Consider the following 11,711-nt stretch of genomic DNA (forward strand, 5'->3'; position numbering starts at 1 on the left):
CCTACGATCCGATGTCCAGCGCCACGTCGAAATTTGGCGCTGAGTGGGTCAGCGCGCCGGCGGAGGCATAGTCAACGCCGGTCTTGGCGATGGCAGCGATCGAGCCTTCGGTCACGCCGCCCGAGACCTCCAGCACCACTCGGCCGGCCGCTATGTCCACGGCCTGTCTCAAGGCTGGGATGTCCATGTTGTCGAGCAGCACGACGTCGGCAAGGCCGGTGTCGAGCACTTCGCGCAACTGATCGAGCGTGTCGACCTCGATCTCGATCTTGACCAGATGCCCGGCGTGGTCGCGTGCCCGCTCCAATACCGGCCGCACGCCGCCTGCCACGGCGATGTGATTGTCCTTGATCAGGATCGCGTCATCGAGGCCAAACCGGTGATTGAAGCCGCCGCCGCAACGCACCGCGTACTTTTCCAGCGCGCGTAGACCCGGCGTCGTCTTGCGGGTGCAGCAGATGCGCATCCTCGTGCCTGCTGTCTGCCGCACGTAAGCTGCGGTCAGTGTCGCCACACCGGACAGCCGTCCGACGAAGTTCAGCGCGGTGCGCTCGCCCGACAGGATGGCGCGCGCAGGACCTGTGATCGTCAGTACCTGCATGCCCTTTTCGGCCGCGATGCCGTCGCGGACATTGGTCTCGATGCGGACCTCCGGCGACAACTGGCGGAATGTCTCGACTGCGAGCGGAAGTCCTGCGATCACGCCAGCCTGTCGCGCCATCAGCGTGGCGCGGGTCTGCACCGCTTCCGGGATCGTCGCGATCGAGGTGATGTCGCCGGCGCGACCGAGATCCTCGTCGAGAGCCTGGCGCACGGCGCTTTCTACCGCCATTGGTGACAGGAAGGCTTCGGGATGCTGGAGGGAGGCGGGGGTGACCATGATGTTTCAAGCCGTAGCGCTGAGTGTCGGAACGCGTTCGGCCATCGAAGCCGCGATGGCTCGCGCGCTGGCCAGTGTCGTCATCGTGCGCTTCGCCGGCGCATGCTCTGCAGGATAGTCCGAGCGATAGTGACCGCCCCGGCTTTCCCGGCGCGACCAGGCAGCCGTGGCGACAATCAGTGCCGTCGTCGCCATGTTGCGCAGTGCGATGTTGCCGACCGACTGCTCCATCATCGAAAGCGTTCCGATGGCATCGGCGAGCTCATCGCCATCGCGGATCACGCCGACATGCGACGACATCAGCGCACGCAAGTTCGCTTCGGCGGATGGCGGCATGGCGCAGTTGCGCGGGACCTCGGTCGGTGGCAGGCGTTGCGCGGAGAATGTGCGGCCGTCGATGTCCTCGGCAATACGCGCGGCGTAGACGACGGCTTCGAGCAACGAGTTGGAGGCGAGGCGGTTTGCGCCATGGGCACCGGTGCAAGAGACTTCACCGCCAGCCCAGAGTCCGTCGATCGACGTGCGACCGCGCGCATCCACGGCGATGCCGCCCATGTGGTAGTGCGCCGCTGGCGCAATCGGAATCGGTTGCCGTGCGGGATCGATGCCACCTGCGATGCAACTCGCGTAAACGGTCGGAAAATGTCCGGCGAACGCGTCGCCCAAAGCCTTCGTGGCGTCGAGGAACGCGCCGCGGCCGGCGGCGATCTCGGCGAACACACCGCGCGCGACGATGTCGCGCGGCGCAAGTTCCGCAAGCGGATGCTTTGCAGCCATGAAGCGTTCGCCTTTTGCGTTGATCAGCGTCGCACCTTCGCCACGCAAGGCTTCGGTAGCGAGCGGCGCAGGATCGCGACCGACCATGATTGCTGTCGGATGGAATTGAACGAATTCCGGGTCGCCGATGACCGCGCCGGCACGTGCTGCGATTGCCAGTCCAAGCCCGCTGGCTTCTTTCGGATTGGTGGTGACGGCGTACAGATGGCCGATGCCACCGGTCGCGAGCACCACGGCGCGGGCGGCGATGTTCACCGGCCGAGCTGCAATATCGTCCGCCTTGCGGAGCTGCAGGCCGGTAACTGCATTGTCGTCCGTAAGCAGGGCTTCGGCGACGTAACCCTCGATCACGCGGATCGTCGGTGTATTGCGGACTGCTTCGATCAAGGCGGCGATGATCGCCTTGCCCGCCATATCGCCGCGTACATGGACGATGCGCCGCGCCGAATGGGCCGCTTCCTGCGCGACGGCGAGCTTGCCCTTGAGGTCGCGGTCGAACGGCACACCATAGTGCAATAGGTCGTGGATGCGTGCGCCCGCCTCGCGGGCGAGGCCAAGCGCGACGTCCTGGTCCACAAGGCCTGCGCCGACGGCGATCGTGTCGGCGGCATGGGCCTCGGCCGTGTCGCCTTCGCCCACCGCAGCAGCGATGCCGCCCTGCGCCCAGGCGCTGGAGGCGCCTTCGCCCAGCGGGGCCGCCGAAATAATGGTGACGGGACGCGGCGCAAGCTTCAGTGCGCAGAAGAGGCCGGCGAGCCCGCCGCCGACGATGACGACGTCGTCGAGTTGGGAGGAGAGGCTGTGCGCCATGCTGTTACTCCTGGCTACGCGCATTCAATCAACTCGGGTCGTTCATAGCCGTTCGAAGAACGGCGTCGCTTCGCTCGCCTAAGGAAAGCGGGCCCACGCACCGTGTCGCCGATTGTTCTATACGCTGGCCGTCGTCACTTGATCTCAGCGATAATGGGTCCCGGCTCGCGCTCGCTTTGCTCACTTGGCCGGGACGACAGTGCTTCAGCTCTTGAGATGGACCATCCGCTCGACCGAGCGCCGCGCTTTTGCTGCGATCAGCGGATCAACCAGAACCTCCTCACGCATGTTGACGAGGCTGTCGAGGATCTTGGGCAGCGTGATGCGCTTCATGTGCGGGCAGAGATTGCAGGGTCGTACGAACTCGACCTCGGGCAATTCCGCCTGAACGTTGTCGGCCATCGAGCATTCGGTGACCATGACAACGCGCTTCGGCCGGTTGTCGCGAACCCAGTTGATCATGTGCGCGGTCGAGCCGGTGAAATCCGCCTCTGCGATGACGTCGGGCGGGCACTCCGGATGCGCGATGATCTGCACTGACGGATCGGCATCGCGATACATTTTCAACTCGTCGCCGGTGAAGCGTTCGTGCACCTCGCAAGCACCCTTCCAGGCGATCACCTTCACGTCGGTCTGCGAGGCGACGTACTTTGCCAGGTACTGGTCGGGTACGAAGATTACCGTGTCGGTGTTGAGGCTTTCGACCACCTGCACTGCATTCGACGAGGTGCAGCAGATGTCCACTTCCGCTTTCACGTCGGCCGAGGTGTTCACATAAGCCACCACCGGCACGCCAGGGAATTTCTCGCGAAGCAGCCGCACGTCCTCGCCGGTGACCGACGAGGCGAGTGAGCAGCCCGCGCGCGAATCCGGGATCAGCACGGTCTTCTCAGGCGAGAGAATTTTCGAGGTCTCCGCCATGAAGTGCACGCCGCACTGGACGATCACATCGGCATCGACCTTGGTTGCCTCGCGCGCCAGCTGCAAGCTGTCGCCGACGATGTCGGCAACGCAGTTGAATATCTCCGGCGTCTGATAGTTATGCGCCAGGATGACTGCATTCCGTTCCTGCTTCAGGTCGTTGATCGCCTTGACGTACGGCGCCATCGTCGGCCATTCGACTGGCGGAATCACGGTCTTGACGCGCTCATAAAGATGAGCGGTCTCGCGTTCGATCTCGGGCGTCCAGGCAACAGGCGGCATCGGCAAAGCGCGCGAGGGCCCTCCTCGCGACGGTTGCTTCGCCCGCGTCATCGCAGTGTGCGAGAGGTCCTCCGGACCGTAAATCCCAGCGATCGGCATGGCGCGATCCCCTTCTTCCCTTGCTTCAGCTTCCCGCTCTATAATGCTCAATTTGAGCATATCAGAGCCCTGATAAATCCGGCCAACCGGGCCGGCATTCCCAATTCCTGAAACTTGCGTCTATTCCCCGGACTTTTCCAAGAACCCCGAGCTTTGCGACCCGGGCCCCCACGTAAGGTCCTGAGGTCAAGGCTGGACGTCCTAAGACATCAAGCACCGCACTCAGGTTCACCCCGATCGAGTTATTCTCATATCGAGCAAAACAAATATAACATGGCGATGACCCCTCCGCCAGAGGTTCGTGCCCGGAAAAAAGCCACCATCTGCCCTGTCGATTTGCATCGCTGCATTGCAATAGTTGTCATGCAACAAAAGACGGATTGGCTCTGACGCCAGGTACACTAGTCTGTGTACTTCTCAAAACGCCCGCATCGTCGGTCGCGAGGATCTCAAGACATGTCTGCTCTGGAAAATTCGTCAGCTGTCGCTCGCACGAACTGGCGGACGCCGCTCGTCGTCGTGTTGTGCGGCTGTTTGATCGCGATGCTGACGTTCGGGCCGCGCTCGACCTTCGGCTTCTTCATGCAGCCGATGAGCAAGGAATTTTCCTGGGGTCGCGATGTCTTCGCCTTCGCTTTCGCTGTTCAGAATCTCCTGTGGGGTGTCGGCCAGCCATTTGCCGGCGCGATCGCTGATCGCTTCGGCACCGTACGGGTGATCGCCGTCGGCGGGGTCCTCTACGCGCTCGGCCTCGCGTTGATGCGCTATTCGGATACGCCGTTGGCATTGAATGCCACCGTTGGCGTGCTGATCGGGTTCGGTCTTTCCGGCTGCTCGTTCAACCTCGTCGTTTCCGCCTTCGCCAAGATCGTGCCGCAAAACTGGCGCGCCGTCGCGCTCGGTGCAGGTACGGCTTCGGGCTCGTTCGGCCAGTTTCTGTTTGCGCCGTTCGGTGTCGCGCTATTGGATAATTTCGGATGGCAGACGACGCTGACGATCTTTGCGGCGCTGATGCTGCTGGTCGTGCCGCTGGCTCTGGCGCTGGCGACGCCGAAAGCCGCTCCGGCGGAGACCGGCATTGCCGCGCAGGACCAGTCGTTCAAGCACGCCCTGTCGGAGGCGTTCGGCCACAGGTCTTACGTGCTGCTGGTGCTCGGCTTCTTCACCTGCGGCTTTCAGCTCGCCTTCGTTACCGCACATCTTCCCGCGTATCTCGCCGATCGCGGGCTGGATGCACATATCGGCGGCTGGGTGATTGCGGTGATCGGCCTGTTCAACATCGCCGGCTCGCTGGGTGTCGGCTGGGTCGCGAAATATGTGCCGATGCGTTTCATCCTGTCGGCAATCTACTTCATCCGCGCCCTGTCGATCGTCGCCTTCATTTCATTTCCGGTCACGCCCGCAAGCGCGATCATCTTCGGCATGATCACCGGCGTTACCTGGCTCTCCACCGTGCCACCGACCTCGGCGCTGGTCGCACTGATGTTCGGTACCCGCTGGTTCGCGACGCTTTACGGCTTTGCGTTTTTCAGCCATCAGGTTGGCGGATTTCTCGGCGTCTATCTCGGCGGCATTGTGTACGAGGCGACCGGTTCCTATACGCCGGTCTGGTATCTTTCGATCTTCTTCGGGGTCGCCTCGGCTTTGATCAACCTGCCGATCATCGAGAAGCCAGTGGAACGGGGCGCGGCGCAGCCCGCCTGAGCCAAAAGAAACGGGAGTGAAGCGTGGGAACATTCAAGGCATTGCGCATCGACAAGGCCGATAAGGGCACAACCGCTCAGATCACCCAGTTCGACGAAGCCGAATTGATGGACGGCGACGTCACGGTGCGCGTCGAGTGGTCGACGCTCAACTACAAGGATGGTCTTGCACTCACCGGCAAGGCGCCGGTGGTGCGCCGCTTTCCGATGATCGCCGGCATCGACTTCGCGGGCACCGTCGAAAAATCCACTAGTCCGGACTGGAAGACCGGTGACAGGGTCGTTTGCAATGGCTGGGGCATGGGCGAGACGCATCTCGGCGCGTATGCGGAGAAGGCACGCGTGAAGGGCGACTGGCTCGTGAAACTGCCGGACGGCATATCCACGCGCGATGCGATGGCGATCGGCACTGCCGGCTATACGGCAATGCTTGCGGTGATGGCGCTCGAGGATCACGGCCTCAAGGCGGTGTCGGGAGCCGTGGTCGTGACCGGCGCTGCGGGCGGTGTCGGTTCGGTCGCCACCGCGATCCTGTCAAAGCTCGGCTATCACGTCATCGCTTCGACCGGCCGCGCAGCGGAGGCCGATTATCTCAGAGCGCTCGGCGCCGCTGAAATCATCGACCGTGCCGAGCTTGCTGCTACACCACGACCGCTCAACAAGGAGCGCTGGGCCGGCGGCGTAGACAGCGTCGGGTCAACCACGCTCGCGAATCTGCTTTCCATGACCAAGTACGGCGGAGCGATCGCCGCATGCGGCCTCGCAGCCGGCATGGACCTGCCGACTTCGGTCGCGCCGTTCATTTTACGCGGAGTGTGCCTTTTGGGCATCGATTCGGTGATGTGCGAAATATCGCGGCGTCGCACCGCCTGGCAGCGTCTGGCGCGCGATCTCGACAAGTCCAAGCTTACTGAAATGACTGCCGAAATTCCGCTCGATCAAGTGCTGGACGCCGGCGCGAGAATCCTTGCCGGCCAGGTGCGTGGCCGGACCGTGGTGAAAATAACTTGAGGACGTTCAGACTTTATCGACAAAGCTGCGCCAATCTTGCCTTGGTTCATATGGTAAGCATCCCGTTAAACGGGGGGCCCGGCGGGCGCTAGTTAAGTCGGAGTAGCAGCATGCTTTGGCGTTTGGTTTGGGGGGCGCTGTTCGCCAGCGCAGTTGCAGGGTCGACCGCGGCCGAACCGATGAACCCCGAGCAGGCGCGCCAGTTCGTTGCCGGCAAACTTTTCGCTTTCAGTTGTGTGGATGGCACCCGCGGGGCGGGCCGGATCTATCAGGACGGGTCCGTCACAGGCTCGGTCCAGTTTTCTGGCTCAGGCCCGGTCCGTTCTGCACGGCTGCCGGTGAACACCATTCGTGTCGGTGCAACGCAGGTGTGCGCCTCATTGAAGGGATTGCCGTTCGAGCCGTGCTTCAACCTCGACAAGACCAGCGAGGCCAGTTTCCGCGGTTCGGTGCAGGGCATGAGCTTTGCCTGGTGTGAATTCCGCAAGCACGGAAACTCGCTGCTGGTGGCGCGCGCCGAGCGTGGTCCGCGCTCGCAACGCTCGCGCAGCATCCGCTCCGCCGACGCATCGCGGCCCGAGACCGTGGGGAAGGTCGAGACGCCGAAGGTCGAGGGCACGAACATCGAGCCTCCGAAGCCGGAGCCCAACTCGCTGGAGTTGCGCCGCGCGACGGAATGAGCGGCGCGAAAGCAACCTTCGTTATTGTCCTCACTCTTCTCGAACTTACTCCGCCGCGACCTGCTGCGGAGCCGTTCGTTTGAACAGGATGCGCTGGTAAAGCCAGCCGATGGCCACGAGCACGAGGCCAAGCCCCATGAACGACAGCGCTCGGTAGACGCCGGTCAGATTCGACATGTCGAACAGGAAGGCCTTCAGCACCGTGAGCCCGATCACCACAGCAGACGCGAGCCGTGCCCGCTGTGAGGCGAATATGAGGCCGACGGTCAGGAGCACCACGCCGAAGGCCAGCCACGCCAACGAATAGACATACTGCTCTGCGTCGGTGGTGACGCCGCCATGCAGCACCGGGCCGTGGAAGAAGCGCCGGATCTGCAACGTCACGTAGGTCAGCGCCAGCACCAAGGCCAGCCCTGCAAGTGTGTTGGCGTAGGCCGCCGGTCGCCTGCCCGCAACGGTGTAGGACAGCGCCAGCAGCAGCACGGCGGGCAGGGCGTAGCCGAGCAAGAGCTTGTTCCACACCAGGCCGCCGACATCGTTCGGCCAGAGCATCGGCATTTCGAGCAGGAACAGGCCGAACACGATGAACAGGCCGGCGATCGCAGCGACGACCAGCGAACCGATGTTGTGGATGATGCTGCCGGTGCGCAGGCGCAGGCGTTCGAGGCCGATCGCCATCGCCAACATGGTGCAGACCTGCAAGGCAACTTCGATCAGGCCGGCGTCCGCACGGTAAACATCGCCGCCGTTGACGAAATGGCGGATCTCCATGAACACGAGCAGGACTGTGAACAGGATGGCCGCGGCTTCGACCATGCGCAACGGTGCATCGTCGCCGCGCCGGCGCAGGTAGTAGCTGCCGGCCCAGAATGACAGCGCGGGAATGCCATAACCGTAGAGCAGCCAGTTGAAGATCGGCAGCGTGCCAATGTCATCGCCGGCGATGCGCGGTTCATAGCCGATGCGGGCGACAACGATGACGGACAGGATGGCAGCAAGCCAGCGCAGGAACGGCACCGGCCGCCGCAGCGAGATCCAGGCCGTGCCGAGCGACATCAGTGCGAGCGCGATCGTCAGCCAGCCCTTGTCGAGCGCAAAGGTGAAGGCGAGCGCCAGCGCGCTGAGGGTGCCGGTGGCGAACAGCGCCGCGGCGATCGCCTGGCCGGGGCGCTGCTCGCGACGCGACAGTTGCTCCGTCGCATAGGCGAATGCGGCCGCGAGCAGCACCGCTACGATCGCAAACGGAATCGAGCGATCGAGATGGGCGATGCGCGCGTAGGTCGCGATCAGCAGCCAGAGCGGCGTTGCGACGGCAACGGCGGACCAGATCACAGGTACGGTTGCGTTCGATGACCGGCCCTGCGCCAGAAAACCTGCGAGACCAAAGCCAGCCGCGAAGACAAGCGCCGCCGTAAGATGTGCTGCAACCGAGCCTTCGAGTGCCTCAGGACCGACGCCCTGCATCGCGCCGCCGGGCACCACGAGCCATTCGGGGTTGCCGCGCACCGCCCACGACAGGAATACGAGGCCGGCGAAGATCGCTGCGGCTGGCAGGGCGCCCGCGGCGGCGTCCGTGCGCCAGGCGATGGCGATGACGGCCGCGATCAGAATCGCGAACACGACCATCGCAGGATCCGTGTGCTGGTAGGCAACGACCATGACCGTCGCCGCGAAAAGATACGCGCCGAGCGCCGCTGACGAGATCGGCTCAATCTTGCCGGGTTCGGCCTCCGGTCCGAACAGGAGGCCTGAAACAACGAGCGCAGCGGCAAGCGCAAATCCGGCCATCACGCTGAACGCGTGCGGCGAGAGCAGGCCGGGCACGCCCATTGCCACGAGCGACCAGATTACGCCGAGCACGATGGTCGTGATCGCGAGCCAGCGCCACATGCGGACGCGGGCGAGGCCGAACGCGGCTGCGGTAACGACGGCGACGTAGATGTAAAGCGCCCAGAAGTCCGGTTTGTCGGAGGAGACCAAAACCGGTGTAACGAATGCACCGACCACACCAAGTCCTGCGAGGGCAGGGCCGTGCAGCAGGGCGGCTGCGAGCGTCGCAAGCGCGACAGCCCCAAGCGCAAGGAAGGCGACTGCCGGGGAGAGGAAATCATAGAGCGCGTAGGCAGCAAAGACGGTGCCGAACGCCACCGCGGTGCCTGCCGCCGTCAGGATCACCGGAATGTTGGCAATCGGAAGCGGAGCGATCTGCGAGATTGATTCCTTGCGGCGGGTCCATTCGCCGGCAGCCAGCAGCGCCGCCGCGAACAGTCCGCCGAGGAAGATGCGCGCGCCAGGCCCGAGCAACCCGGCTTCGATCGAATACCGCACAAGGAACAGCCCGCCGAGTGCGAGGGTCAATCCGCCGACCCAGACCACCCAGCGCGTGCCGAGACGCTCCTCCAGGCCTGGAGACGCCGCTGGCGTCGTTGCAGCCTCGGGGACCGCTGGTGCTTCCGATGGCGGTGCAGCCGACTCAGCCGGCGTTTCCGTCGGGGTTTGCGCCGCCGGCTCAGCGGGCACGTCCGGCACGATGGTTGGCGCCAAAGGTTGCTCGACCGCTGGGGCTGCGGCGGTCGTTCGCTCCGGCGGAGACGCGGCTTCGAGCGCGGCGATGCGCGCTTCGGCCGCACGCAGCCTGTTCAACGCCTTGCGGGAAAAAATAAGTGCGGCAATTGCGATACCTGCAACCAGTATCTCGAACATATCTTCTCCAACGGCCAGGAGACCGGCCAACAATCACCCGCACCCCGATCGGGCATCAGGCACCCTCAAAGCATGAAATCAGCGGCCGCGCACGCGAAGCCCAGGGGCCGGCCGCTCCTGCAACACGCTGCGGCGGAAGCGAAACAGCGCCGCCGGGCGCCCGCCGGTTTGTGTCGACATCTCGCCGGTCGGTTCGACCAGTGCGCCCGCCTCTACGAGGCGGCGGAAGTTCTGCTTGTGCAGATGACGTCCTGAAATTGCTTCGACGGTTCGCTGCAGGTCTGTGAGTGTGAATTCGCCCGGCAAAAGTTCAAACACAACGGGCCGATATTTCAGCTTTGCGCGCAATCGGGCGATCGCTGTCGCAAGAATGCGCCGGTGATCGAACCGCATTGGTTCGCCGAGTGCAGGCAGCTTCCTGCGCGCGAGCGCAGCAGGGCGGCCGTCGCGTCGCGCCTCCTCTATAAGCCCCGCGTCGTAAAGCAGTTCGTAGCGGTCGAGCACGCGTTCCTCGTCCCAGTGCCCGTCCTCGCCGCCGAAATAGAGTAGCACCCGCTCGCGCCGTCCCAGCGCCCGCGTAATGCTCGGCGTCTCCGTCTGCTTCGACCATTCGGTCAGCGCAGGCACGATCTGGGCATCGAGAATTGCGGGACGCTCGTTTCGCCAGTCTTCCCACGGGAAATAGCGGTACCATGGCTCGAATGCCGCGCTTGCAGCCTGCCGCTCATCCAAACCGTCCGTCCGCGTCAGCGCAAGGTATCCGACCGAGACCACATGAGGACCGGTGTCGCCGGGGTGTGCGTGACGGCCGCGGTCGCCGAACGAATAGAGCTGCTCGATATAGCCGAGCGACAGTCCGGTCTGCTCCTCCACCCATTCGCGCAAACCGATCTCCAGCGTGCGATGTGCGACCGGATCGAACGGGCCGAAAGGAAGTCCTGCGCGCGGCTCGGTGCCCGCGCCGGCAGAGGCGACGAGAATGCGCGGCTCGTTCGCCTCGATTGCGACGATCGCCGCCGTGAGACCGATCTCGATTGGCGTCAGCGGCTTGTCGCTCATCGCGGCCTGATTGTCTCGGCTCAGTCGAGGTCGATGCGAAAGGGACGGCCCTCGACGGTGAGATTGCCGGGGCCCATCTCATCGAGCGCGCGCAGCATGCGGCCGTCACGGTTCAGCAGCCGATCGGCGTGGCTGACGATCAGCCGGTTCGGATGCGCGCAAGCCGACGCGCTACGAATCTGTTGTGCGATATGCGCCTCGCTGCGATTAGGATTGAGCGCGCAGGCGATCGCGAACGCGCTCGCAGTCGAACGGCTGATGCCGGCATAGCAGTGGATCACCATCGGTGCGGCACGAGTCCAGCTTCGGCCGAAGCTCAGGACCCGTTCGACATGTTCGAGGGCGGGCGCAGTGAAGCCCTCGGCCGCCTCGATGATATCGTCCATCGAGATCACGAGATGATTGTCCTCGAGAACCGACGGTGGGCGCTGCACCTTGCCCACATCAGCCATCACGGTGATGACGTGACTTGCGCCGGTCGCCTGCACCGTGCCGGGCAGATGAGCGAGCGAGCAGACGTGAAGCATCTAAAGTTCCCTGACGTTTAAGACTATCGGTGAATTGAATTATAGGGTCCGTCGACAGACGGCGAAAGCCATGTTCTGCCAGATCCTTGCGGCGGTGTCAGACGAAAGGCGCGGCGTTTCGGCGTGGTGCTTCTCACGAGCAGTTCTAGTGTCGTGGATCAGAAATTCGCACCATCGTTGCTGCGTGTCCATCGTGCGAATTTCTGATCCATAAACGACACTAGAATCATAAACTTGCTAGTGTCCTGATCGAATCCGA

General features: G+C 63.7%; 9 protein-coding genes. 3 read left to right on the plus strand and 6 right to left on the minus strand.

The annotated features are described in order from the left end of the window. Nucleotide 1: 1 nt before the first annotated feature. From nadC to nadA, 3 genes are all read right to left on the minus strand, one after another. Nucleotides 2–880, minus strand: coding sequence for a carboxylating nicotinate-nucleotide diphosphorylase (gene nadC, locus RCO31_RS24025; RefSeq protein WP_308971070.1), 879 nt, complete (start codon nucleotides 878–880; stop codon nucleotides 2–4). Between the two features lie 6 nt (nucleotides 881–886). Continuing rightward, the gene (locus tag RCO31_RS24030; protein WP_308971071.1) at nucleotides 887–2,467 is read right to left on the minus strand and encodes an L-aspartate oxidase; all 1,581 of its coding nucleotides are present in this window, start codon (nucleotides 2,465–2,467) and stop codon (nucleotides 887–889) included. A 204-nt stretch (nucleotides 2,468–2,671) separates the two neighbouring features. Then, on the minus strand, nucleotides 2,672–3,769 hold the full coding sequence (gene nadA / locus RCO31_RS24035) for a quinolinate synthase NadA (RefSeq protein ID WP_308971073.1): 1,098 nt from the start codon (nucleotides 3,767–3,769) through the stop codon (nucleotides 2,672–2,674). 456 nt (nucleotides 3,770–4,225) lie between these two features. On the opposite strand from nadA, the gene RCO31_RS24040 reads away from it, so the two are divergent. From RCO31_RS24040 to RCO31_RS24050, 3 genes are all read left to right on the plus strand, one after another. Then, complete coding sequence (locus RCO31_RS24040; RefSeq protein WP_308971074.1) at nucleotides 4,226–5,473, plus strand: MFS transporter; 1,248 nt, start codon at nucleotides 4,226–4,228, stop codon at nucleotides 5,471–5,473. Between the two features lie 23 nt (nucleotides 5,474–5,496). Next, complete coding sequence (locus tag RCO31_RS24045; protein ID WP_308971075.1) at nucleotides 5,497–6,483, plus strand: MDR family oxidoreductase; 987 nt, start codon at nucleotides 5,497–5,499, stop codon at nucleotides 6,481–6,483. 110 nt (nucleotides 6,484–6,593) lie between these two features. Continuing rightward, on the plus strand, nucleotides 6,594–7,163 hold the full coding sequence (locus RCO31_RS24050; protein WP_308971077.1) for a hypothetical protein: 570 nt from the start codon (nucleotides 6,594–6,596) through the stop codon (nucleotides 7,161–7,163). A gap of 45 nt (nucleotides 7,164–7,208) precedes the next feature. Here the strand turns inward: RCO31_RS24050 and RCO31_RS24055 are convergent, their stop codons facing one another. The 3 genes from RCO31_RS24055 to RCO31_RS24065 all read right to left on the minus strand — a co-directional run bounded on the left by RCO31_RS24055 (nucleotide 7,209) and on the right by RCO31_RS24065 (nucleotide 11,452). Next, nucleotides 7,209–9,866, minus strand: coding sequence for a DUF2339 domain-containing protein (locus RCO31_RS24055; protein ID WP_308971079.1), 2,658 nt, complete (start codon nucleotides 9,864–9,866; stop codon nucleotides 7,209–7,211). Between the two features lie 78 nt (nucleotides 9,867–9,944). Further along, a complete protein-coding gene (locus RCO31_RS24060) occupies nucleotides 9,945–10,925 on the minus strand; it encodes an NAD regulator (protein ID WP_308971081.1) in 981 nt (326 codons plus the stop codon). A 20-nt stretch (nucleotides 10,926–10,945) separates the two neighbouring features. After that, nucleotides 10,946–11,452 carry a protein tyrosine phosphatase gene (locus RCO31_RS24065; RefSeq protein WP_308971082.1) on the minus strand — a complete coding sequence of 169 codons (507 nt, stop codon included), beginning with the start codon at nucleotides 11,450–11,452 and terminating at the stop codon, nucleotides 10,946–10,948. Between the last annotated feature and the right edge of the window lie 259 nt (nucleotides 11,453–11,711).

Origin of the sequence: Bradyrhizobium sp. LHD-71, from assembly GCF_031157255.1 — a bacterium.
Classification (GTDB): Bacteria; Pseudomonadota; Alphaproteobacteria; order Rhizobiales; family Xanthobacteraceae; genus P52-10.

What these genes read in the sequence shown, in the direction of transcription:
- RCO31_RS24030 (WP_308971071.1), bottom strand. Translation starts at nt 2,467, where the DNA reads ATGGCGCACAGCCTCTCCTCCCAACTCGACGACGTCGTCATCGTCGGC.
- RCO31_RS24055 (WP_308971079.1), bottom strand. Translation starts at nt 9,866, where the DNA reads ATGTTCGAGATACTGGTTGCAGGTATCGCAATTGCCGCACTTATTTTT.
- nadC (WP_308971070.1), bottom strand. Translation starts at nt 880, where the DNA reads ATGGTCACCCCCGCCTCCCTCCAGCATCCCGAAGCCTTCCTGTCACCA.
- nadA (WP_308971073.1), bottom strand. Translation starts at nt 3,769, where the DNA reads ATGCCGATCGCTGGGATTTACGGTCCGGAGGACCTCTCGCACACTGCG.
- RCO31_RS24040 (WP_308971074.1), top strand. Translation starts at nt 4,226, where the DNA reads ATGTCTGCTCTGGAAAATTCGTCAGCTGTCGCTCGCACGAACTGGCGG.
- RCO31_RS24060 (WP_308971081.1), bottom strand. Translation starts at nt 10,925, where the DNA reads ATGAGCGACAAGCCGCTGACGCCAATCGAGATCGGTCTCACGGCGGCG.
- RCO31_RS24050 (WP_308971077.1), top strand. Translation starts at nt 6,594, where the DNA reads ATGCTTTGGCGTTTGGTTTGGGGGGCGCTGTTCGCCAGCGCAGTTGCA.
- RCO31_RS24065 (WP_308971082.1), bottom strand. Translation starts at nt 11,452, where the DNA reads ATGCTTCACGTCTGCTCGCTCGCTCATCTGCCCGGCACGGTGCAGGCG.